This is a genomic window from Stenotrophomonas muris (genome assembly GCF_052751275.1).
In genome coordinates this window covers 2,636,193-2,656,064 of record NZ_CP199879.1, presented here as the reverse complement: position 1 = coordinate 2,656,064, position 19,872 = coordinate 2,636,193, and the positions used below count along the sequence as shown (strand labels likewise).

Genomic DNA, 19,872 nt, shown 5'->3' with positions numbered 1-19,872 from the left:
CACACTTGCCGCGCGGCTTGTCCGCGCACCGCTCTGGTAGATGCCAACCTTGGTTGGCACTATCCATCCGCGCCCAAGTTGTCGAGCGGATCACACGAAGCCCCGAGCTCCCATTCGCACCATGCATGGGGATATTGCCCAAGCCGCGTCGCCAGTCCGGCCCTGATCGGATTTCCCATCAGGTACATCGCACGCCGGTGCAACGATTCGTCAGAGCGGATCGCATGATCGTGATAGCAGGCCTGCCAGAAGCGCCCGACTCGCCCCAGCAACCGGTTTGCCTGCTGGGCTGTGCGCGACTTGAAACGCTTCATGACGGTTTCCAGCGTTCCCGCACGTAGTTCGACCAGCCAGTGGATGTGGTCGGGCATGACCACGTACGCAATCGAGCGGGTGAAGCCTTCCTGATCCAGTCGCTGGAATTCGCGGACTGCCAAGGCGGCCGCTGCGGCGTTGGTGAAGAGCGGCGCGCGGTCATGGACGACGGCGGTGAGGATATAGCTGAGGCCGATGCTGGAGCGACGACCGAGCAGGAGACGTGTGTTCTGCATGGAGCAAGCATGGACGGGCCTGCTTCCAGTGAACATCGGGGAATGGGTTGGTTTCAGGTAGGCCAGTGCCAACCAAGGTTGGCAACTACCAGAGCAGTCAGTGCCAACCAAGGTTGGCAACTACCAGGGCAGTCAATGCCAACCAAGGTTGGCAACTACTGAAGCTGCGGCTCAGCGCTTCTGCGCGAACAGCCATGCCCACATCGCCGGGTCGGCATAGGTGGCGTCCCAGGCGTTGTGGTTGCCTTCCGGGTACTCGGTGTAGCGCACGTCGCGTGCAGCGGCGCTCCGGAATGCGGCGTGCAGTCTGCGATCGTCGTCCGGTGGCACTACATCATCCAGCGCACCGTGGAAGATCCAGATCGGCGTGCCTCTCAGGCGCTGGGCGATGGCCGCATACGGATCGGTTTCCTGGGCGACCTGCTCGACGAACAGGGTCGGGCGCACCGCGCGTGGCGCCAGCACCGCGCCGCACACGGGCACGATCGCGGCGAAGCGCCCGGGGTCATCCAGCGCGATGTTCCAGCTCCCATAGCCGCCCATCGACATCCCGGTCAGGTACTGCCGTGAGGGATCGGCACCGAACTCGGCGATGGTGGCGTCCAGGGCGGCCAGCGCAACGCGGTTGTTGCGCCCGCTCCATTCCTGGTGGCCCGGCACCTGGGGGAATACGGCCAATGCGGGGAAGTCGGCCGCGTGCCTGCGCAGGTGCGGCCCCAGCCCCGCATGGGTCTGCTTGACACCGTCGCCGCCACGCTCGCCGGAGCCGTGCAGGAACAGGATGACCGGGAGTCTGGTGGGAGCGGTGGCCTGAACGCCGGCCGGAATGAACACCTGGTAGTAGGCGGTCTCGCCGTCCACCTTCACTGCGCGGCCCTCGAAGCGGCCGCGCGCGCTGTCCGGCAGCGAAGTGCAACCGCTCATCATCAGAAAGGCCAGCAGCGGCAGCCAGCGCGACATCGATCGGACCATGGGATTTCCCGGGGCGGCAGGGTCAGCTGCATCCTAGCCCGCCGCAGGTCAACGCGGCATCGTGCGGCGCGTCACTCCGGTCGCGGGAAACTGGCAATGATGTCCAGCTGCTCCTGCGCTTCGGCATTGCCCTCGGCGGCGGCCGCCTGCACCTGCGCGATGTCCGGATGCAGCACCACCAGCAGCGGGTTCTCGCAGACCGGGCAGGCGTACTCGGTGGCGTCCTCGTCCAGCTCCATCTCCATGGCACGCGAGCTGCCCTTCCATTCGCAGGCCGGGCAGGTGTGCTGCTGGTCGCGCCAGCCGGGCTGGAAATAGTTTTCGATCGTGGTGGCCATGGGTGTCCAGTTGGAAACGGGTCAGAGCCCCGCGCAGCGGAGATCCGACCCTGGGTTTTGGCGTGGGTCGGAACTCCGCGCGGCGGGGATCGGACCCTGCAGGGTTCAGTGCAGCAGCACCAGCGTGGCCAGGCCGAGGAAGGTGAAGAAGCCCATCGAGTCGGTCACGGCGGTCAGGAAGATGCCGCTGGCCAGCGCCGGGTCGAAGCCGAAGCGTTTCAGGGTCAGTGGCACCAGCACGCCGGCCAGTGCGGCGAACAGCAGGTTGCAGGTCAGCGCGATGGCGATCACTGCCGACAGCCCGGGCGAGTGGAACCAGGCCAGCACGATCAGCCCCAGCACGGAACCCAGCATCACGCCGTTCAACAAGGCGACCCGCACCTCCTTCCACAGCAGCGTGCGCGCGTTGGACGCGCCTACCTGGCCCAGTGCCAGGCCGCGCACCATCAGCGCCAGCACCTGGGTACCGGCATTGCCGCCCAGGCCCGCCACGATCGGCATCAGCACGGCCAGCGCCACCAGCTTGTCGATGGTGCCTTCGAAGTGGCCGACTACGCTGGAGGCCAGGAAGGCGGTGCACAGGTTCACCGACAGCCACATCAAGCGCCGGCGCATGGCGCGCCAGACCGGGCTGAACAGGTCTTCGTCCTCGTCCAGGCCGGCGGCGCCCAGTGCCTGGTGCTCGGCCTGGCCACGGATGATGTCGACCACGTCATCGATGGTGATGCGGCCGATCAGGATGTTGTTGTCGTCCACCACCGGCGCGGAGATCCAGTCATGGTCGGAGAACTGGCGGGCGACCTCCTGGTCGCTCTCGCCGACGTCAATGGCCGGCTGCTCGTCGTCGATCAGGCGGTTGATCGGGGTGGTGTCCTCGTGGGTCACCAGTGCCGCCAGCGACACCCGGCCGAGGTACTGATGGCGCCGGCTGACCACGAACAGGTGATCGGTATGGTCCGGCAGTTCGCCGCGCAGGCGCAGGTAGCGCAGCACCACGTCGACATTGACGTCGGCGCGCACGGTCACCACGTCCGGGTTCATCAGGCGGCCGGCGCTGTCCTCGGGATAGGACAGCACCTGCTCCAGACGCTCGCGGTTCTCGCGGTCCATCGACTTGAGGACCTCGTCGATGACCGTATCGGGCAGGTCTTCGACCAGGTCGGCCAGGTCGTCGATGTCCAGGTCTTCGACCGCGGCGATGATCTCGTCCGGGTCCATGTCCGCGAGCAGGCTCTCGCGCACGTCTTCGCCGACGTGGACCAGCACCTCGCCGTCATCTTCCGGATCAACCAGGCCCCACACCACCTCGCGCTTGCCCGGCGGCAGCGATTCAAGCAGGTTGCCGATCTCGGCCGGGGCCAGGGTGTTGACCAGCCGACGTACCGGGCCCAGCCGGCCGCTGTCCAGTGCATCGGACAACATCCGCAGTTGGCGCGCAGTCTTGTCGTGGCGTACAGCTTCAGCCATCGCAGCTCCCGCGGGATAAGAAAAGCCGCGATCCCGGCAAGGATGCGGCAACAGGGGTGTTCAGCGCGTCATTATCGCAAGGGGATGTTTCAGCGCATAGCCGCCGGGTGGCGGTAGTGCCGGCCGCTGGCCGGCAACCTCTTGGCCTTCAACGAGACGGGGCCAGATCCCTTTTCCCGCGAAAAAGGGATCTGACCCCAGGCGTGCATGTCCGGCGAGCGGGTGGTGTCAGGGCGTATCGGCCACCAGCGCCAGCCAGCGTTCGATGGCGCGGCGGTCGCGCGCGGCCAGCAGCTTCGGGGCACGGGCGCGCAGCGCACCCAGATCGGCTTCGCGGATGGCACGGCGCACCTCCAGCAACGTACCGGGATGCAGGCTGAACTCGCTCAGGCCCAGCGCCAGCAGCAACGGGGTCATCCGCGCATCACCGGCCATCTCGCCGCAGACCGCCACCGGAATGCGGTGGCGTGCGCCGGTCTCGATCACCATCTGCAACAGCCGCAGCACCGCCGGGTGCAACGGTGAATACAACTCACCCAGCGCCTCGTTGTTGCGGTCGGCGGCCAGCAGGTACTGCACCAGGTCGTTGGTGCCGATCGACAGGAAATCGACCAGATCGATGAAACTCTCCAGCGCCAATGCCGCCGCCGGGACTTCGATCATCGCGCCCAGCGGCACGTGCTCGGACACCATATGGCCTTCGCTGCGCAGCTGTTCGCTCAGCTTGAGCATGCGCCGGCGCACCGCCAGCAGTTCCTCGCGGGTGCTGACCATCGGCACCAGCACGCGCAGCTTGCCGTAGGCCGAGGCGCGCAGGATCGCGCGCAGCTGGGTGTCGGCCACCTTGGGCCGTGCCAGCGACAGGCGCACGCCGCGCAGGCCCAGTGCCGGGTTCTCTTCGTTGCTCAGGGTCAGACCGGTACGATCGGCCTTGTCCGCACCCAGGTCGAGCGTGCGGATGGTCACCGGCCGGCCGCTCATGCCCAGTGCGGCATCACGGTAGGTCTGGAACTGTTCTTCTTCGTCCGGCAGCTCGTTGCGCTGCAGGAACAGGAATTCGGTGCGGTACAGGCCCAGCCCCTGCGCGCCCAGCGCATGCGCCTGGGTGACGTCCTCCAGCGATTCGGCATTGGCCAGGAGGGCAATGTCGACCTGGTCGCGGGTACGGCTGGGCTTGCTGCGCAGGCGGCCAAGCTCGCGCTGCTCGCGCGCGTGTTCCTTCAGGCGTGCGCGGTAGTCACGCAGGTTGTCGGCCAGCGGGTTGACGGTGATGCTGCCGTCGGCACCGTCGATGATCAGCACGTCGCCGTCGGCGACGCGGCTGAGCAGTTGCGGCACATTGACGATCAGGGGCAGGTGCAGGCTGCGCGCCAGGATCGCGCTGTGCGACAGCGCGCTGCCGGCGGCGGTGACGATGCCGACCACGCCCTGCGCCTGCAGCTGCGCCAGTTCGGATGGGGCGATGTTGTCGCAGACCAGGATCTCGCCGGCCAGGCCCTTCATCACCGGCGGGCGTTCGGGTTGCAGGAAGGCGTGGATGCGGCCGATCACATGGTCGAGATCGTCCATGCGGCTCTTCAGGTAGGCATCGTCCATGCCATCGAAGACCTTGGCCAGGCGGTCACGCTGCAGGCGCAGCGCGTAGCCGGCACTGTACGGGCCGCTGCGGATCAGTTCGTCCAGGCCATACAGCAGCTCGGGGTCGTCCAGCAGCAACGCGTGCAGGTCGAGGAACTCGCCCACTTCCTGGTTCAGTGCGCCATGCAGGCGCTGACGCAGTTCGTGCATTTCCGTACGCGCGGCATCCAGCGCACGGTGCAGGCGGGCCAGTTCGGCCTCGACCTGGTGGGCGGCCACGCGTTGCTCGGCCACTTCCAGTGCATGCGGCAGCCGCACGCGCGCCCGGCCCATCGCCGTTCCGCGCGCCGCGCCATGGCCGGCCAACAGCTGTACCGGCCGTTGGCCGGAAGGGAGCTGGCCGGCGCGTGCGCGTGGCACGCTCAGCTGTCCTCGTCGAAGCGGCGTTCGAACAGGCCGACCACCGCCTCCATCGCGGCGGCTTCATCTTCGCCGTTGATGCGCACGGTGACCGGAGTGCCCTGGCCGGCGGCCAGCAGCATCACGCCCATGATGCTCTTGGCGTTGATCTCACGGCCCTTGGCGGCCATGGTCACGTTGCAGCGGAACGGCGCCAGGGTCTGCACCAGCTTGGCGGTGGCCCGGGCATGCAGGCCCAGGCGGTTGCTGACGGTGAGTTCTCGTTCAAGCATCGTCGACTATCGCTCCATTACGGGTGCCCGCCGCGGCTGTGGCGGGCAGTTGATCCAGTCCCTGTTCCGGATAATTCATCACCCGCAGCAACATCGGCAGGCTCAGCGCCGACACCCGGCGAACCGGGGTCCCCAGCCGGGCCAGCTGCCCTGCAAGGTTGGCGGGGCTGGCGCCGTACAGGTCGGTCAGGATCAGCACGCCCTCACCACTGTCGACCCGCCGCAGGGCGGCCGAGGCGAGCGGGAGCAGGGCGTCCATGTCTGCGTCGAACGGTACTTCGAAAGCTTCGGTTTTCAGCGGCAATTGCCGCAGGAGCCGGGTCGCCACGTCAAGCAGGGCGGTCCCGACCCCGGGATGTGTTACGAGGAGAATGCCACAGGTCATTACTGCACGTTAACAGGTCAAGGTGAATCGGCGATAGCAGCAGATGAGGGGCACTGTGTCCCGTATTCAGCGTTATCGGGGTCAGAGCCCTTTTCCCCTGGAAAAGGGATCCGACCCCATGCGTTTTTCGATGCCTGGCAGCGATTCATCCACGCATGGTGTGGATCCATCGTGTCGACCAAGGTCGACACCTACCCACACCGCCCCGCCATGCCACGGAATGCCGCTTTTGCTGTTGCTGTTGCTGTTGCCGGCCAGCGGCCGGCACTACCGACGGGTGCCGGGCGCAGCCCGGCCGGCCCCCCTCAATCCTGTTCGCGGTGGTACGTCGCCACGTCCTGCCAGCCCATCTCGCGGGCATGCCGGGCCATGCGCTCGGCCAGGAACACCGAGCGGTGCTTGCCGCCGGTGCAGCCGAACGCCACGGTCACGTAGCTGCGGGTGCCATCACCCAGTTTCGGCAGCCAGGTATCGAGGAAATCCATCAGCTGGGCCAGGTAGCGCTGCACGTCCGGTTGCGCTTCCAGGTAGTCGCGCACACCCGGTTCGCGGCCGCTGAGCGCACGCAGGTCCGGGTCCCAGTGTGGATTGGGCAGCACCCGCGCATCGAACACGAAGTCCGCTTCGGCGGGTACACCGCGCTTGTAGGCGAATGATTCGAACAGCAGCGACAGGCCGGTGGCATGGTCCATCGCGAACTCGGTGATGATCCGCCGCCGCAGTTGGTGCACGTTGAGGTTGCTGGTATCGATCACCGCATCGGCCTCGCGGCGCAATGGCGCGGTCAGCTCGCGCTCGCGGGCGATCGCCTCGGGCAATGACAGGCCCAGCTGGCTCAGCGGATGGCGGCGGCGGGTGTCGGCATAGCGCTTGAGCACCGTTTCGTCGCTGGCCTCGAAGAACAGCACCTTCACTTCCACGCCGGCGTCGGTGGCCAGCTGCCGCCAGTCGCCCAGCTGGCTCAGGTCGGCCTGGCCGCGCACGTCGATGCCCACCGCCAGCCGGCGCGGCGCGCTGCCATCGTGGTTGGCCAGCAGGCTGCGCACGAAGTCCGGCAGCAGGTGGATCGGCAGGTTGTCCGAGCAGTAGTAGTCCTGATCCTCGAAGGTCTTCAGGGCGACGGATTTACCCGAGCCGGACAGGCCGCTGACGATGATCAGGGTCGGGGCGGAGGGGGTGGCGGTGCTCATGGACAGGCTCTTCGAGGGGCAGGGGAATCAGGGTGTTCGCCGTTCCAGCAGATTGCTGTGGCGGGCGATGAACATCGCTGCCGGATCAATGCCCTTGGTGCGCAGGATGTGCAGGCGGGTGGCGGCTTCGGTCAGCACGGCCAGGTTGCGGCCGGGCATCACCGGCAGGGTGATCAGCGGAACGTCGAGGTCCAGCACATGGCGGGTGCCCGAGTCGCCGGTCAGGCGCTCGTAGCCATGCGGGGTGGGTTCGGTCATCGGCTTGGTCAGGTGGACGATCAGCCGAAGGTACTTGTTCTTCTTTACAGCCGTGTCGCCGAACATCTCGCGCACATTCAGCACGCCCAGGCCGCGCACTTCCAGCAGGTCCTGCAGCAGTTCGGGGCAGGTGCCGTCGAGCACGTCCGGGGCGATCTGGGTGAATTCGGGCGCATCGTCGGCCACCAGGCGATGGCCGCGGCTTAGCAGCTCCAGCGCCAGCTCGCTCTTGCCCGACCCGGCCTCACCGGTGATCAGCACGCCGATGGAATAGATCTCCATGAACACGCCATGCAGGATCACCCGCGGCGCCAGCGTGCGCGCCAGGTGGTAGGACAGGTGGTTGAGCAGTTCGTGGCCGCGCTTGGGCGACAGCCACAGCGGTGTGCCGGATTCATCGGCGGCCGCGCGCAGGTCTTCCGGGCACGCCTGGTTGCGGGTCAGCACCAGCGCCAGCGGATGCGACTGCATGATCTTCTCGATGGTCTCCCAACGCTGGCGGGGTTCCAGCGCGTCCAGCCAGGACAGTTCCTCGGTGCCCAGGATCTGCACCTTGTTGGGATAGATCGCATTGAGGTAGCCGGCCAGCGACGGACGCCGCGAGACCGTGTTGCCGGCCTCCAGCTCGCGTTTCTCACCGGATTTGCCAGCGGCCCAGCGCAGCCCCAGCCGCTCGCGCTGCTGTTCGAACAGTTCACGGGCGGTGATGCTGGTATTCATGCGGCACTCGCAGGTGGGGTCATGTCCAGCGCCTCGCGCAGCGCCCGGGCATCGCCGGCTTCGCGCAGGGCCTGGCGGATGTCCGGTGCGGAAAACAGCTCGGCCAGCTCGGACAGCAGCATCAGGTGCTGGTGGGTGTAGTGGGCGGGGACGGCCATCGCGAACACCAGGTCCACCGGTTCGTCGCCGCCGAAATCGACCGGGGTCGCCAGTCGCAGCAGGGCGCCACGGGGGCGGTCCAGGGTCGGCGCGCGGCCGTGGGGAATGGCGATGCCGTGGCCGATCGCGGTGCTGCCCAGGGCTTCGCGCTGGCACAGGTTCAGATAGATCTGTTCGGCGTTGGCCTGGCGGCAGGCCAGCAACCCGGCGGCGGCCTGCAGGACGCTGTCACGGTCGGTGGCCGTGCAGAGCTGGGTCTGCACGGCCGCCAGGAGGTCAGTCAGGGGCATGTCTGCGGGGAACGGTGGCGATCAGCCACCATTGTCGCCCACCGGCAGCGGTGCGTGCTGCTGTTTTTTTTCCTTGTGCTTGATGACCAGGCGGTCAAGCTTGTCCGCGAGCAGGTCGATCGCGGCATACATGGTCTGGCCGCCGGCCTCGGCGTGCAGGGTCTGCCCCGGAATGTTGAGGCTGGCGTCGACGTGGTGTTCGGTCTTCTGCAGCTTGAGGGTCACCCGCGCTTCGCAGTGCTGGTCGAAGTGTTTTCCGATCCGGGCCAGCTTCTCCTCTACATAGGACTGCAGGGCCGGGGTGACTTCGACGTCTTTGCCAAACGTTTCGATGCGCATCGGGTTTCTCCTGTGTTCGGATGTGCCAATGAACCTCTCCGCCGGGCGCGGCGGCGCGTCAAGCGATTCTGACCCTTTCGTGCGAGGCGGAAATGTTCATGGCTTCACGATACTTCGCCACGGTGCGTCGCGCTACTGGAATTCCCGACGATTTGAGCAGGTCAGCCAGCTTGGCGTCAGAAAGCGGCTTGCGCGGGTTCTCGTCGTCGATCAGGCGGCGGATCATCGCCTGGATGGCCGTGCTGGACGCCTCGCCACCGCCTTCGGTATCGATACCCGAGGCGAAGAAGGCGCGCAGCGGCAGGGTGCCGCGCGGCGTGCGCACGTGCTTGCGGGCGATCGCGCGCGACACCGTGGATTCGTGCAGGCCCAGCTCGGCGGCGATCTCGCGCAGGGTCAGCGGGCGCAGCGCCTGCTCGCCGAATTCGAGGAAGCCGGCCTGTTGCAGGATCAGGCTGCGCACCACCCGCAGCAGGGTTTCGCCGCGCTGCTGCAGGCCCTTCAGCAGCCAGCGCGCCTCCTGCAGCTGGCCGCGCAGGTAGCCGGCGTCGGCCTCGCCACAGCGGCGGATCAGCTGTTCGTAGCCACGGTGGATCACCACCTTCGGCCCGGCATGGGCCGCCAGCGCTGCGCGCCAGATGCCGTTCTGCCGCCACACCACCACGTCGGGCACCACATAGGTGTCCTGCGACAGCGGCGCGATCTGCGTGCCCGGACGCGGGTCCAGCGAGCGCAGCAGCGCGACCGCCGTCTCGACCTCGTCCAGCGGCTGTTTCAGTTCATGCGCCAGCCCGGAGACGCCACTGCGCGGCAGCCGTTCCAGCGGGCCTGCGGCAATCTGTCGCGCCAGCGCCAGCCCCGGCGTGTCGGCAGGCAACACGTCCAGCTGCAGCTGCAGGCACTCGCCGAGCGTGCGCGCGGCAACGCCGACCGGGTCGAAACGCTGGATGCGATGCAGCACCGCGAGGATTTCATCCTCACCGGCATGGACCGCCGGCAGCAGGGTTTCGGCGATGGTGGCCAGCGGTTCGCGCAGGTAACCATCGTCGTCCAGCGCATCGATCAGTGCAGCGCCGATGCTGCGGTCATGCGTGGAAAGATGCGACAGGTGCAGCTGCCACAGCAGGTGGTCGGCCAGCGTTTCGGTTTCCGCCACGCGCTCGGCGGCACTGCCGGTGTCATCGTCATCGTCGAAGCTGCCACCACTGCCGGCGGCACTCCAGTCGAGTTCGGCCGGCGCCCAGTCGTCGCCGTTGTCGGTGCGTTCGGCGGGCGCGTCGGCATCGGTGCTGTCGCTGGCCTCATTGGCGGCACTGCTGTCGTTGCTGTCGGCCCAGTCCAGCAGCGGATTGCTCTCCACGGCCTGGGCGATTTCAAGCTCCAGCTCGGTCGTGGACATCTGCAGCAGCTTGATCGCCTGCTGCAGCTGGGGCGTGAGCACCAGCTGTTGTCCCAACGATGTCTGCAGCCGAGTCTTCATGCCTGTGCCGAACGGAAGGAAAGGGACCCGGCGCCTGCGGTCACAGCTTGAAGGAATCCCCAAGGTAGACGCGACGTACGTCGGCGTTGTCCAGGATCGCCTCCGGCGAGCCCTGGGCCAGCACGGTGCCCTCGGCGAGGATATACGCGCGGTCGCAGATTCCCAAGGTCTCGCGCACGTTGTGGTCGGTGATCAGCACGCCGATGCCACGCTGCTTGAGATGGGTGACGATGCGCTGGATTTCACCCACCGAGATCGGGTCGACACCGGCAAACGGTTCGTCGAGCAGGATCAGGCGCGGCTGCGCGGCCAGTGCGCGGGCGATCTCGCAGCGACGACGTTCGCCACCGGACAGGCTGGCGCCGAGCTGGTCGGCCACATGGGCCAGCTGCAATTCGTCGAGCAGGCTGTTCAATTCGCGTTCGCGGCCGGCCGAATCCAGGTCTTCGCGAAGCTCCAGTACCAGGCGGAGGTTGTCGGCCACCGTCAGCTTGCGGAACACCGACGGCTCCTGCGGCAGGTAGCCCACGCCCTGCTTGGCACGGGTGTACATCGGATCGCTGGTGATGTCCTTGCCGTCGAGCACGATGCTGCCGGCATCGGCGGCGACCAGGCCGACGATCATGTAGAAGCAGGTGGTCTTGCCGGCACCGTTGGGGCCGAGCAGGCCCACCACTTCACCGGCGTCGAGGGTCAGCCCGAAGTCCTTCACGACTTCGCGCTGCTTGTAGCGCTTGCGCAGGCCCTTGGCGACGAGCATTACTTCTTGCTCCCGGCCGGCTTGGCCGACGTGCTGGCCGGCGCCGCCGCCTTGGGCGTGGCCGCCGGCTGTGCCGCCGCGTTCTTGTTCTTCGGCGGAATGACGGTGCGCACGCGGCTGCCATCGCCACCGGAATTCATTTCGCCGCTACGGGTGTTGTAGACCATGCGCTGGCCGGCATTGGTGCCGCGCGCGCTGGTGACCTTGTAGTTGCCGGTCAGGGTGATGATCTCGGTCTTGATGTCGTAGTCGATGCGATCAGCCACCGCGTCCATCCAGGTGCCATCGTCGAGCTGCTGCTTCATCGTGGCCTGCTTGCCGGTGAACACCGCACGCACGGCCTCGCCGTCCTTCAGGTAGATCTCGGCTTCGGACGAGCGGATGTCCAGCGAGCCCTGGGTGACGGTCACGCCCTGCGAGAGCACGGTCTTGCCATCGCCGGTGAGCACGCCCGACTGCGCGCCGGAGTCGATGTTCATGTTCTCGTTGCGGTCGGTGGACTTGGCAAAGGCAGCGCTGGGAACAAGGAGACCGAGCGCGAGTACGGCTGCAAAGGGAATCTTCATCGGGGTCCGTTCTACCGGTGGGGCCGCCCGGGAAACCGGGGGCGGATGGGTGGGCTGCCTGCCTTGCGCCTGTCCGGGGACGTCGCAGGAGGGCGGCGGAATCAGCGTCGGGGCGTGTAACGGCCCTTGGACTGGCTGAGGAAATGATACGTGTTGTTCTTCGAATCCACCTCGAAGCCAACGCCGGACTGTTCCATGCCGGGGCGGGTCATGGTGACCAGCGCATCGGTGCGGGCACGGTTCTCCTTCGGGAACACGTCCAGGTGGTCGGTGCGGAAGGTGGTCGGCACCACGCCCGGATCGGCCGGGCTGTCGCCGGCGACATTGCCGCGCAGCTTCATCTGGTCGCCCTTGGCGCTGAGCCAGCCCGTCTCGGCACGCAGGGTCCAGTGCTTGCCATCCTTGTCCGGCATCTCGAACAGCGGCGTGGCGATGTTGATGGTCTGGTCGCCACGCTGGCGCTCCAGCAACGGTGCGCGCAGGGTGGTCGATTCCTTGCCGTGCTCATCCAGGGCGACGACCTGGAAGTCGTGCAGGACGTAGTCCACGCCGACATCCTGGCCGGCAGTGGCCGGACCCTTGTCGCGGTTGCGCAGGGCCGCCCAGCTGCTGAGCAGGGCCGCCAGCAGCAGGCCGATGCCGAGCAGGGTGCGCCAGTTCAGGCTCGGCAGGTTCATGCGCCGAACCTCGCCAGGACCGCGTCCACATGACCCTGCGCGGCCAGCAGGATGTCACACAGCTCACGGGCTGCACCACGTCCGCCGTCGGCGCGGGTCTGCCAATGCACGCGCTCGGCGATCCACGGGTGGGCGTTGGCCGGCGCCACCGCCAGGCCGACCGCGCCCAGCGGTGCCAGGTCCGGCAGGTCGTCGCCCATGAAGGCCACCTGCTCCAGACCGATGCCGTGCTGCGCACACAGCGCCTGCACGCTGGCCAGCTTGTCGCCCACGGCGATCTGGGTATCGATGCCGAGGTCGGCGCCGCGCCTGAGCGCGGACTGGCTGTTGCGCGCGGTGATCAGCACGGGGTGGATGCCGTGCTGCTGCAGCAGTTTCAGGCCCAGGCCATCCTGCACGAAGTACGCCTTGCTCTCGTTGCCGTCCTTGTCGTAGTACAGCCGACCGTCGGTGAGGGTGCCGTCCACGTCGAAGCAGGCCAGGCGGACGCGGGCCGCGGCGGCATGCAGGTGGGCGGGGAAGGCGGGCAGGGGGGACCAGGGCATCAGGGTGGCAGGCTCGGTGGATTCGGGTTGGGACGGTACAGACTGAATGGGGTCTACGGACTGTCGGTTAAACCACCCGGGCCCGCAACAGGTCATGAATGTTCAGGGCACCGACCGCCCGGCCCTGGTCGTCGACCACGATCAGGCCCGTGATCTTGTGGGTCTCCATCAGCCGGGCAGCCTCCACCGCCAGCTGGTCGGCGCCGATGGTACGTGGGTTGCGGGTCATCACATCGGCGATCTTCGCGGTGCGCACGTCCAGCGCGCTGTCCAGCGCCCGGCGCAGGTCACCGTCGGTGAACAGGCCGATCAGCACACCGTCGGCATCGACCACGGCGGTCATGCCCAGCCGCTTGCGGCTCATTTCGACCAGCGCCTCGCTGAGGCTGGCGTCGGCCCCCACGCTGGGCAGGTCCTCCCCGGTGTGCATGACGTCGGTGATATGCAGCAGCAGGCGGCGGCCGAGGCTGCCGGCCGGGTGCGAGCGGGCGAAATCGTCGGCGGTGAAGCCGCGTGCGTCGAGCAGGGCCACGGCCAGCGCATCGCCCATCGCCAGCGAGGCGGTGGTGCTGGAGGTCGGCGCCAGCGCCAGCGGGCAGGCCTCGGCCGGCACGCTGACGTCCAGGTGGATATCGGCGGCGGTGGCCAGGCTGGACTGCGGGCGGCCGGTCATGGAAATCAGCACGTTGCCCTGGCGCTTGAGCACCGGCAGCAGCATCAGCACTTCGTCCGATTCGCCCGAATAGGACAGCGCCAGCACCACGTCGGCCTCGGTGATCATGCCCAGGTCACCATGGCCGGCTTCGCCCGGATGCACGTAGAACGCGGGCGTGCCGGTGGAGGCCAGCGTAGCGGCGATCTTGCGGGCGATGTGCCCGGACTTGCCCATGCCGGTGGCGACCACCCGGCCGCGGCTGGCCAGGATCGCCTGGCAAGCCTGCTGGAAGGCCTCGCCGAGGCGGTCGGCCACGGCATCCAGCGCCTGCCGCTCGATCTCGAAGACGCGGCGGCCGCTGGCGACCAGGCCGGCAGGGTCGACGGAACGGGGGGGCAACAGGGATTCGGCCATGCGGACGCCACGCAGCGGAAGTAGAATGGAGGCACATTTTATTAGGAAAGCCCGTTGGACGCCGACACCATCCGCAACCTGATCGAAACCGGCCTGCCCGGCGCCCGCGCCGACGTGCAGGGCGACGATGGCGTGCATTTCGAAGCGACCGTGGTCTGCGAGGCCTTTGCCGGCAAGATGCCGCTGGCCCGCCACCGGATGGTCTATGCCACCCTGGGCGACCTGATGGGCGGCGCGATCCACGCGCTGGCGCTGAAAACCGTGACCCCGGCCGAAGCCGGCTGAACCGCAGAAGATCCCGAATACATGGCCAAGATCGTTGTGACCGGCGGCGCTGCGCTGCACGGTGAAGTGAGCATCTCCGGCGCCAAGAACGCCGTCCTCCCCATTCTCTGCGCGACCCTGCTGGCCGATGCGCCGGTGGAGATCACCAACGTGCCGCACCTGCACGATGTGGTCACCACGGTGAAGCTGCTGGGTGAACTGGGTGCCAAGGTCACCATCGACCAGGGCACGCTGTCGCGCGGCAGTGCGATCGTGGTCGACCCGCGTCCGGTCAACCAGCATGTTGCCCCGTACGAGCTGGTCAAGACCATGCGCGCCTCGATCCTGGTGCTGGGCCCGCTGCTGGCCCGCTTCGGCGCGGCGGAAGTGTCGCTGCCCGGCGGCTGCGCGATCGGCTCGCGTCCGGTCGACCAGCACATCAAGGGCCTGCAGGCGCTGGGCGCCGAGATCGTGGTCGAGAACGGCTTCATCAAGGCCACGGCCAAGCGCCTGAAGGGCGGCCATTTCACCTTCGACATGGTCAGCGTTACCGGCACCGAGAACGTGCTGATGGGCGCGGTGCTGGCCGAAGGCACCACCATCCTCGACAACTGTGCGATGGAACCGGAAGTGACCGATCTGGCGCATTGCCTGATCGCGCTGGGCGCGAAGATCGAAGGCCTGGGCACTGCCCGCCTGGTCATCGAAGGCGTCGAGCGCCTGTCCGGCGGCCGCCATGAAGTGCTGCCCGACCGCATCGAGACCGGCACCTTCCTGGTGGCTGCGGCGATGACCGGCGGCAAGGTCACGGTCAACCGTGCGCGCCCGAACACCATGGACGCGGTGCTGTCCAAGCTGGTCGAAGCCGGTGCGAAGATCGAGACCACCGACGACACCATCACTCTGGACATGCAGGGCAAGCGGCCGAAGGCGGTCAACCTGACCACCGCGCCGTACCCGGCGTTCCCGACCGACATGCAGGCGCAGTTCATGGCGCTCAACTGCGTGGCCGACGGCGTCGGCGTGATCAACGAAACGATCTTCGAAAACCGTTTCATGCACGTCAACGAGTTGCTGCGCCTGGGCGCGGACATCCAGGTCGAAGGCCACACCGCCATCGTGCGGGGCAGCGAGCACCTGAGTGGCGCACCGGTGATGGCCACCGACCTGCGTGCCTCGGCCTCGCTGATCCTGGCCGGCCTGATGGCCAGCGGCGAGACCACCATCGACCGCATCTACCACCTTGACCGTGGCTACGAGAACATCGAAGAGAAGCTGTCTTCGCTCGGTGCCACCATCCGGCGCGTGCCATGATCCTGCGCGGCAAGTTCAGCCCGCGTCGCAAGGCGCTGCTGGCGCTGGTGCTGATCGTGCTGGCGTGGCTGGGCTACGCCTGGTACGCCAACATCGCCATCACCCAGGGCATCGAGCAGACGGACATGGACTGGAATGGCGATGGCACGGTCTCGCGCGACGAGATCATCGAGTCGTTCTATGCGGTTGCGGTGAATGACAGCCAGGACGGCAACCGCCATTGCCGCACCTTCGTCTGGCGCAGCACCGGCGAGCAGATCCGCGTGGACTGCCGTACCGAGTTCAAGCCGGCGGCGGCCGAAGAAAAGAAGTAAGAAAAACGCCCGCGAAAGCGGGCGTTTTCTTTTCGCGGGGCCTGGGGTCGGAGCCCATCCCCGAGGGAATGGGATCCGACCCCGGCACTCAGTTCATCGCCTTGATGGTCAGGTCCAGTGCATCGCGGTCGTTCTCTCGCTGCAGCATGCGCGCCGGCACCGGGAACTCCGGCACGATCCAGGCGATCAGCTCCTTGTTGCCGTCGGCACGCGAGACCTTGGTCGCTTCGTAGCTCTTGCCGCCCACGGTGATCGACTCCTTGCCGATCACGCGGTAGGTCATGTTCTTGATGCGGCCTTCGTCGACCATGCGATAGGTCAGCGGCTTGCCGGCGGCGAGGTCACGGGCGATCGCCAGGTTGATCAGCAGCGCGTCCATGTCACCGGATTTCAGTGCGATAGGTCCAGCGCGGTCCGGCTTGATGTCGCCGGTCCAGGTGGCCTGGTTGCTGGTCCAGTTGTAGTTGGCCTGCACGTTGCGCTTCTTCACCAGCAGCGCCGAACGGTCCTGGCTGCTGAGCGGGCGCAGCTGGCCGCGCACTTCTTCGAACACGGTGCTCTGGCTCAGGTCGGCCAGCTGGTTCTTCACCTGCAGCGTGTAGCGCCACTTGTTGGCACCCTCGCTGCTCAGCGTCATGCTGCCATTGGCCTGCATGCCCATGTAGCTGGCCAGGTAATCGGCCTTGAACGGCTGCAGGGCCATGGCCGGCAGGCTGGCCACCGACAGCGCGGCTGCAGCGATCCAGGTGAGGGGGCGGGTCAGGGTGCTCATGCTCAGACTCCTTGGTATTCGATCAGGCGCAGATCGACGCGGTCTTCGCCGTCTTCGCGTTGCAGGATGCGCACCGGGGTGGGGACACCGTTGGCGATCCAGAGGATGGTTTCGTTGTTGCCGCCGTTGGTCCGGTAGACCCGCAGCGCGTTGTAGGACAGGTCGCCGACCTCGACGTTCTCGGTCTGCGGCGCGGCCTGGTAGTCGTGCTGGCGGACCTTGCCCATGTCCACGTAGCGGTAGTGCATGGTGGCACCCGGACGGGCATCCCGCATGATCGCCAGGTTGATCAGCAGGGCGCTCTGGTCGCCCGGCTGCAGCGGAATCGGCTGCGCACGCTTCTTCTCGACGTCGCCGGTCCACTGCGCGGTACCGGCCTGCCAGTTGTACGTGCCGACCGCCTTCTTGCCCAGGAACAGGCCCTTGCGCACCGTGCTCTGGCTCAGCGGTGCATAGGCGCCGGCGCGCTCCTCGAACACCGTGCTCTGCTCGATGTTCAGGCCCAGCACGCTGGCAAAGCCGCGGCGGCCGACCACCTGCATGTCGACCCGCCACTGGTTGCCGCCGGTATGGGTGACCTGCATGCTGGCGTCGCCGGCCTCCTTGCCTTTGTAGAAGGCCTGGTAGGTGGCGCTGAACGGCTGCAGCGGCGGCGGTTCCCACGCCAAGGCCGGCAGGGCCGGGGCCGCCGCTTCGGCCGGCGGTTGCACCGCTGGCAGCGGCGCCGGAGCCGGAGCCGGCGAGGCGGCAGGCGCCTGCGCCTGGCCCCAACCCACGCCGGGAAGCACGACAAGCGACAGCAGCAGCGAAGTGGACAGCAGGGTCGTGGTCTTCATGGAAGAGAGGAGCCGCAGGAGGTGGGCAGGATGCCAGCCCCGCAGTCAGCGGGGCGTGTGCGTGGGCGTTACCGGTTCAGGTTCCCGGCGGAATCTAGGGCCAGCGGGCTAAACAGGGGGTGACCGTCCAGTTGCGGCTGGCCCTCCCGTTCAGTCAGGCGGCCGGCGCACAGCAGCTGCAGCGTGGCGATCAGCAGGGGATGCTCCACCGCCAGCACACGCGCGGCCAGGGTGTCGGCGTCATCGCCGGGCAGCACCGGTACCCGCACCTGGGCCAGCACGGCGCCGGCGTCCAGCTCGGGTACGACCAGGTGCACGCTGGCACCGTGCTCGGCATCGCCTGCATCCAGTGCCCGCGCATGCGTGTCCAGCCCCTTGTGCAGCGGCAGCAGTGACGGGTGGATGTTGACCAGGCGGCCATTGAAGCGCTGCACGAAGGCGGCGCCGAGTATGCGCATGTAGCCGGCGCAGACGATCCAGTCCGGTGCGACCGCGGCCAGTGCGTCGCCCAGTGCCTGCTCGTAGGCGGCGCGGTCGTCGAATTCCTTCGGCGCATGCGCCCAGCGCAGGTTGGCGCTGACCCGCTGCAGCGCGGCGGCGGCCGGGCGGTCGGAAAATACGCCGACGACCTCGGCGCGCAGGCGTCCCGCAGCGATGGCATCGAGGATGGCCTGCAGGTTGCTGCCGCGGCCGGAGGCAAGCACGGCAATGCGGGTGGGCGCGGTCATTGCGGGGTACTCCGGCGGATCAGCGGCCAGGTCAGCAGGCTGCCCACGGTGGCCATCAGCATGTCGGCATGGGCGTCCCACATGTCGCCCTGCTGCCCGTTGTAGGCCTCGGCGGCGTCCGGCGACAGGGCGAGCGCGATGGCCCATTCGAACCACTCGTAGACCAGGCTGGCGCACATCACCGTCATCACCACCAGGGCGAAGGCCTGGCCGCGGCGCAGCGCCGGCCAGGCGTGACGTGCCAGCTGCAGCAGTGCCGGCGTGAAACAGACGCCGAACAGGAAGTGGATGAGGCGGTCGAAATGATTGCGCTGCCAGCCGAACGCCGCATTCGGCGACCAGCCGATCAGCGCCTGCGTCCACGCGTCGTAGGGAACGTTCGAGTACAGCCAGCGGGCGGCCACACAGTGCAGCGCGATGAAGCCGCAGATCGCGATGAAGGCACCGTTGCCCAGCCAGCCACCCCGGCGGTCGACCCACAGCAGGGCGCCCAGGCCGATCACGGTCAGCGTGCTGTGCAGCGCCTGCTCGGTGGGCCACAGCGGCTGGATCCAGCTGACCGCGAATACCGCCAGTACGGCAGCGAAGGCCAGCTTCTTGGGGCGCGAGAAACGGAAGGCGCTGGGTGAAGCGGTCGTGGGGAGGGCAGGCGCGGACATGGGAAGTCGATCAGGAAAGGGCGGGGCGTCTGCCGGCAAGTTCAGACGCGGAGATGGTCGCCGCGGTCGAACAGGGCGGCCATGTCAGGCTTGGACAGGAACACCCAGGCATAGGCGGTCAGGGCCATGCCCAGCGGGCCGGCCAGCACCGCCAGCCAGGCCGCGCGCTGGCACCAGGCCAGCCCGGTGCGGCGCGACAGCAGGCGCGCGGTGTGCAGCTGCACGAAGCCCAGCGCGGCAGCCAGCGCTGAAACGACGCCGTACACGGTGGCCAGTACCGCGCCATCGTCCAGCCCGCGCGAGCTGGCAACCAGGCCGATGAAACCGAGGAAGGCCAGCGCGGCCATCCAGTGGAAAACCGCCAGCGCGTAGAACAGCACCTTCAGCGTCTGCAGGTGGCTGCCCAGCTGAAGGTGCGGCAGGGTCTGCTGCGGCAGCGGCGGCGGTGCGCCCGGGCTCGTCATGCCGCCGTGCCCGCTGTGTCGAACGCGGCCTTGACCTGCGGACGCAGCAGCGTGATCAGGCTGAGTACTCCCAGCACGGTACCGATCGGCGTGAACAGACAGGCCAGCCCGGCCACGATCAGGCACAGCAGGTAGCGGCGGCGGCGGGCCAGGCAACGGCCGGCGTAGGCCACGAACGCGCCCAGGGTGACGCCACCGAACACGATGACACAGCCGATCACGACGAACATCCAGCCGAACACGCGCTGTTCGGCCGGCGACGAGGGCTGGCCGCCGGAGTTCATCGGCAGGTTGCCGGTGAGCGCGGTGACGCCGAGCACGATGTGGACGATGAAGATCAGCGAGAACAGCGCGATCAGGCCGCCGACCACGTAGTGCGCGATTGACAGCATGCGCAGGTGGTCGGCGTCCTGGGGGCTGAACGCCGGTACCGCCGTCGTTGGCGGCGGCACGGGGGTAGGGGGCAGCGGGGGCATTGCGTCCAT

General features: G+C 67.7%; 26 protein-coding genes. 3 read left to right on the top strand and 23 right to left on the bottom strand.

What is annotated here, in order from left to right; translation table 11 throughout:
- Positions 1-59 precede the first annotated feature (59 nt).
- The 17 genes from ACUVWL_RS12340 to ACUVWL_RS12260 all read right to left on the bottom strand — a co-directional run bounded on the left by ACUVWL_RS12340 (position 60) and on the right by ACUVWL_RS12260 (position 14,036).
- Entirely contained in the window at positions 60-551 is a 492-nt protein-coding gene (locus tag ACUVWL_RS12340; RefSeq protein ID WP_014646227.1) for an REP-associated tyrosine transposase, read from the bottom strand.
- A 171-nt stretch (positions 552-722) separates the two neighbouring features.
- Complete coding sequence (locus ACUVWL_RS12335) at positions 723-1,523, bottom strand: carboxylesterase family protein (protein ID WP_180835094.1); 801 nt, start codon at positions 1,521-1,523, stop codon at positions 723-725.
- A gap of 71 nt (positions 1,524-1,594) precedes the next feature.
- The gene (locus ACUVWL_RS12330) at positions 1,595-1,861 is read right to left on the bottom strand and encodes a hypothetical protein (RefSeq protein WP_032958486.1); all 267 of its coding nucleotides are present in this window, start codon (positions 1,859-1,861) and stop codon (positions 1,595-1,597) included.
- A gap of 105 nt (positions 1,862-1,966) precedes the next feature.
- Positions 1,967-3,328 (bottom strand): magnesium transporter, encoded by a 1,362-nt coding sequence (gene mgtE / locus ACUVWL_RS12325; protein WP_008266103.1) that lies wholly within the window; start codon positions 3,326-3,328, stop codon positions 1,967-1,969.
- 228 nt (positions 3,329-3,556) lie between these two features.
- Positions 3,557-5,326 carry a phosphoenolpyruvate--protein phosphotransferase gene (gene ptsP, locus ACUVWL_RS12320; protein WP_032958484.1) on the bottom strand — a complete coding sequence of 590 codons (1,770 nt, stop codon included), beginning with the start codon at positions 5,324-5,326 and terminating at the stop codon, positions 3,557-3,559.
- Between the two features lie 2 nt (positions 5,327-5,328).
- Positions 5,329-5,598, bottom strand: coding sequence for an HPr family phosphocarrier protein (locus tag ACUVWL_RS12315; RefSeq protein ID WP_005408385.1), 270 nt, complete (start codon positions 5,596-5,598; stop codon positions 5,329-5,331).
- Entirely contained in the window at positions 5,591-5,983 is a 393-nt protein-coding gene (locus ACUVWL_RS12310; RefSeq protein ID WP_032958481.1) for a PTS sugar transporter subunit IIA, read from the bottom strand. Before ACUVWL_RS12310 ends, ACUVWL_RS12315 begins: the two co-directional genes overlap by 8 nt.
- Positions 5,984-6,288: 305 nt before the next feature.
- Complete coding sequence (rapZ, locus tag ACUVWL_RS12305; RefSeq protein ID WP_014646231.1) at positions 6,289-7,173, bottom strand: RNase adapter RapZ; 885 nt, start codon at positions 7,171-7,173, stop codon at positions 6,289-6,291.
- Positions 7,174-7,200: 27 nt separating this feature from the next.
- Positions 7,201-8,151 (bottom strand): HPr(Ser) kinase/phosphatase, encoded by a 951-nt coding sequence (hprK, locus tag ACUVWL_RS12300; protein WP_005408388.1) that lies wholly within the window; start codon positions 8,149-8,151, stop codon positions 7,201-7,203.
- On the bottom strand, positions 8,148-8,600 hold the full coding sequence (locus ACUVWL_RS12295) for a PTS sugar transporter subunit IIA (RefSeq protein ID WP_032130191.1): 453 nt from the start codon (positions 8,598-8,600) through the stop codon (positions 8,148-8,150). Before ACUVWL_RS12295 ends, hprK begins: the two co-directional genes overlap by 4 nt.
- 21 nt (positions 8,601-8,621) lie before the next feature.
- A complete protein-coding gene (gene hpf, locus ACUVWL_RS12290) occupies positions 8,622-8,939 on the bottom strand; it encodes a ribosome hibernation-promoting factor, HPF/YfiA family (protein ID WP_005415556.1) in 318 nt (105 codons plus the stop codon).
- 58 nt (positions 8,940-8,997) lie between these two features.
- Positions 8,998-10,419 (bottom strand): RNA polymerase factor sigma-54, encoded by a 1,422-nt coding sequence (locus ACUVWL_RS12285; protein WP_014646233.1) that lies wholly within the window; start codon positions 10,417-10,419, stop codon positions 8,998-9,000.
- Positions 10,420-10,459: 40 nt separating this feature from the next.
- On the bottom strand, positions 10,460-11,179 hold the full coding sequence (lptB, locus tag ACUVWL_RS12280; RefSeq protein ID WP_445978387.1) for an LPS export ABC transporter ATP-binding protein: 720 nt from the start codon (positions 11,177-11,179) through the stop codon (positions 10,460-10,462).
- On the bottom strand, positions 11,179-11,745 hold the full coding sequence (gene lptA, locus ACUVWL_RS12275; protein ID WP_032959333.1) for a lipopolysaccharide transport periplasmic protein LptA: 567 nt from the start codon (positions 11,743-11,745) through the stop codon (positions 11,179-11,181). The genes lptB and lptA overlap by 1 nt, the downstream gene beginning before the upstream one ends.
- Positions 11,746-11,846: 101 nt before the next feature.
- Positions 11,847-12,422, bottom strand: a complete 576-nt coding sequence (gene lptC, locus ACUVWL_RS12270; protein ID WP_014646235.1) for an LPS export ABC transporter periplasmic protein LptC — start codon at positions 12,420-12,422, stop codon at positions 11,847-11,849.
- Positions 12,419-12,967, bottom strand: coding sequence for a KdsC family phosphatase (locus tag ACUVWL_RS12265; RefSeq protein ID WP_014036245.1), 549 nt, complete (start codon positions 12,965-12,967; stop codon positions 12,419-12,421). Before ACUVWL_RS12265 ends, lptC begins: the two co-directional genes overlap by 4 nt.
- A gap of 67 nt (positions 12,968-13,034) precedes the next feature.
- Positions 13,035-14,036, bottom strand: coding sequence for a KpsF/GutQ family sugar-phosphate isomerase (locus ACUVWL_RS12260; protein WP_014646236.1), 1,002 nt, complete (start codon positions 14,034-14,036; stop codon positions 13,035-13,037).
- A gap of 54 nt (positions 14,037-14,090) precedes the next feature.
- Between ACUVWL_RS12260 and ACUVWL_RS12255 the strand changes: the two genes are divergently transcribed.
- Genes ACUVWL_RS12255 through ACUVWL_RS12245 form a run of 3 tightly spaced genes read left to right on the top strand, consistent with a single transcriptional unit; the run spans position 14,091 to position 15,928 of the window.
- Positions 14,091-14,321 (top strand): BolA family protein, encoded by a 231-nt coding sequence (locus ACUVWL_RS12255; RefSeq protein ID WP_005408396.1) that lies wholly within the window; start codon positions 14,091-14,093, stop codon positions 14,319-14,321.
- A 21-nt stretch (positions 14,322-14,342) separates the two neighbouring features.
- Entirely contained in the window at positions 14,343-15,614 is a 1,272-nt protein-coding gene (murA, locus tag ACUVWL_RS12250) for a UDP-N-acetylglucosamine 1-carboxyvinyltransferase (protein ID WP_014646237.1), read from the top strand.
- Positions 15,611-15,928, top strand: coding sequence for an EF-hand domain-containing protein (locus ACUVWL_RS12245; RefSeq protein ID WP_445978386.1), 318 nt, complete (start codon positions 15,611-15,613; stop codon positions 15,926-15,928). The genes murA and ACUVWL_RS12245 overlap by 4 nt, the downstream gene beginning before the upstream one ends.
- A gap of 88 nt (positions 15,929-16,016) precedes the next feature.
- On the opposite strand, the gene ACUVWL_RS12240 is transcribed toward ACUVWL_RS12245, so the two are convergent.
- From ACUVWL_RS12240 to ACUVWL_RS12215, 6 genes are all read right to left on the bottom strand, one after another.
- Positions 16,017-16,700, bottom strand: coding sequence for a DUF3108 domain-containing protein (locus ACUVWL_RS12240; protein ID WP_014036249.1), 684 nt, complete (start codon positions 16,698-16,700; stop codon positions 16,017-16,019).
- 2 nt (positions 16,701-16,702) lie between these two features.
- Positions 16,703-17,536 carry a DUF3108 domain-containing protein gene (locus tag ACUVWL_RS12235; protein WP_049441054.1) on the bottom strand — a complete coding sequence of 278 codons (834 nt, stop codon included), beginning with the start codon at positions 17,534-17,536 and terminating at the stop codon, positions 16,703-16,705.
- Positions 17,537-17,604: 68 nt separating this feature from the next.
- Positions 17,605-18,264: a phosphoribosylglycinamide formyltransferase gene (gene purN, locus ACUVWL_RS12230; protein ID WP_049441056.1), complete on the bottom strand. Its 660-nt coding sequence runs from the start codon at positions 18,262-18,264 to the stop codon at positions 17,605-17,607.
- Entirely contained in the window at positions 18,261-18,923 is a 663-nt protein-coding gene (locus tag ACUVWL_RS12225; RefSeq protein ID WP_069117523.1) for a DUF2238 domain-containing protein, read from the bottom strand. Before ACUVWL_RS12225 ends, purN begins: the two co-directional genes overlap by 4 nt.
- A 41-nt stretch (positions 18,924-18,964) precedes the next feature.
- Complete coding sequence (locus tag ACUVWL_RS12220; RefSeq protein WP_445978385.1) at positions 18,965-19,387, bottom strand: hypothetical protein; 423 nt, start codon at positions 19,385-19,387, stop codon at positions 18,965-18,967.
- Positions 19,384-19,872, bottom strand: coding sequence for a hypothetical protein (locus tag ACUVWL_RS12215; RefSeq protein ID WP_032957615.1), 489 nt, complete (start codon positions 19,870-19,872; stop codon positions 19,384-19,386). The genes ACUVWL_RS12220 and ACUVWL_RS12215 overlap by 4 nt, the downstream gene beginning before the upstream one ends.

Excerpts from the sequence above, each read along its gene's own strand:
- ACUVWL_RS12225 (WP_069117523.1), bottom strand. The coding sequence starts at position 18,923 with ATGTCCGCGCCTGCCCTCCCCACGACCGCTTCACCCAGCGCCTTCCGT.
- ACUVWL_RS12285 (WP_014646233.1), bottom strand. The coding sequence starts at position 10,419 with ATGAAGACTCGGCTGCAGACATCGTTGGGACAACAGCTGGTGCTCACG.
- ACUVWL_RS12215 (WP_032957615.1), bottom strand. The coding sequence starts at position 19,872 with ATGGACGCAATGCCCCCGCTGCCCCCTACCCCCGTGCCGCCGCCAACG.
- hprK (WP_005408388.1), bottom strand. The coding sequence starts at position 8,151 with ATGAATACCAGCATCACCGCCCGTGAACTGTTCGAACAGCAGCGCGAG.
- ACUVWL_RS12330 (WP_032958486.1), bottom strand. The coding sequence starts at position 1,861 with ATGGCCACCACGATCGAAAACTATTTCCAGCCCGGCTGGCGCGACCAG.
- mgtE (WP_008266103.1), bottom strand. The coding sequence starts at position 3,328 with ATGGCTGAAGCTGTACGCCACGACAAGACTGCGCGCCAACTGCGGATG.
- murA (WP_014646237.1), top strand. The coding sequence starts at position 14,343 with ATGGCCAAGATCGTTGTGACCGGCGGCGCTGCGCTGCACGGTGAAGTG.
- ACUVWL_RS12240 (WP_014036249.1), bottom strand. The coding sequence starts at position 16,700 with ATGAGCACCCTGACCCGCCCCCTCACCTGGATCGCTGCAGCCGCGCTG.
- ACUVWL_RS12315 (WP_005408385.1), bottom strand. The coding sequence starts at position 5,598 with ATGCTTGAACGAGAACTCACCGTCAGCAACCGCCTGGGCCTGCATGCC.
- lptC (WP_014646235.1), bottom strand. The coding sequence starts at position 12,422 with ATGAACCTGCCGAGCCTGAACTGGCGCACCCTGCTCGGCATCGGCCTG.
- hpf (WP_005415556.1), bottom strand. The coding sequence starts at position 8,939 with ATGCGCATCGAAACGTTTGGCAAAGACGTCGAAGTCACCCCGGCCCTG.
- ACUVWL_RS12220 (WP_445978385.1), bottom strand. The coding sequence starts at position 19,387 with ATGACGAGCCCGGGCGCACCGCCGCCGCTGCCGCAGCAGACCCTGCCG.
- ACUVWL_RS12245 (WP_445978386.1), top strand. The coding sequence starts at position 15,611 with ATGATCCTGCGCGGCAAGTTCAGCCCGCGTCGCAAGGCGCTGCTGGCG.
- ACUVWL_RS12265 (WP_014036245.1), bottom strand. The coding sequence starts at position 12,967 with ATGCCCTGGTCCCCCCTGCCCGCCTTCCCCGCCCACCTGCATGCCGCC.
- rapZ (WP_014646231.1), bottom strand. The coding sequence starts at position 7,173 with ATGAGCACCGCCACCCCCTCCGCCCCGACCCTGATCATCGTCAGCGGC.
- ACUVWL_RS12310 (WP_032958481.1), bottom strand. The coding sequence starts at position 5,983 with ATGACCTGTGGCATTCTCCTCGTAACACATCCCGGGGTCGGGACCGCC.
- ACUVWL_RS12260 (WP_014646236.1), bottom strand. The coding sequence starts at position 14,036 with ATGGCCGAATCCCTGTTGCCCCCCCGTTCCGTCGACCCTGCCGGCCTG.
- purN (WP_049441056.1), bottom strand. The coding sequence starts at position 18,264 with ATGACCGCGCCCACCCGCATTGCCGTGCTTGCCTCCGGCCGCGGCAGC.
- ACUVWL_RS12335 (WP_180835094.1), bottom strand. The coding sequence starts at position 1,523 with ATGGTCCGATCGATGTCGCGCTGGCTGCCGCTGCTGGCCTTTCTGATG.
- ACUVWL_RS12295 (WP_032130191.1), bottom strand. The coding sequence starts at position 8,600 with ATGCCCCTGACTGACCTCCTGGCGGCCGTGCAGACCCAGCTCTGCACG.
- ACUVWL_RS12235 (WP_049441054.1), bottom strand. The coding sequence starts at position 17,536 with ATGAAGACCACGACCCTGCTGTCCACTTCGCTGCTGCTGTCGCTTGTC.
- lptB (WP_445978387.1), bottom strand. The coding sequence starts at position 11,179 with ATGCTCGTCGCCAAGGGCCTGCGCAAGCGCTACAAGCAGCGCGAAGTC.
- lptA (WP_032959333.1), bottom strand. The coding sequence starts at position 11,745 with ATGAAGATTCCCTTTGCAGCCGTACTCGCGCTCGGTCTCCTTGTTCCC.
- ACUVWL_RS12340 (WP_014646227.1), bottom strand. The coding sequence starts at position 551 with ATGCAGAACACACGTCTCCTGCTCGGTCGTCGCTCCAGCATCGGCCTC.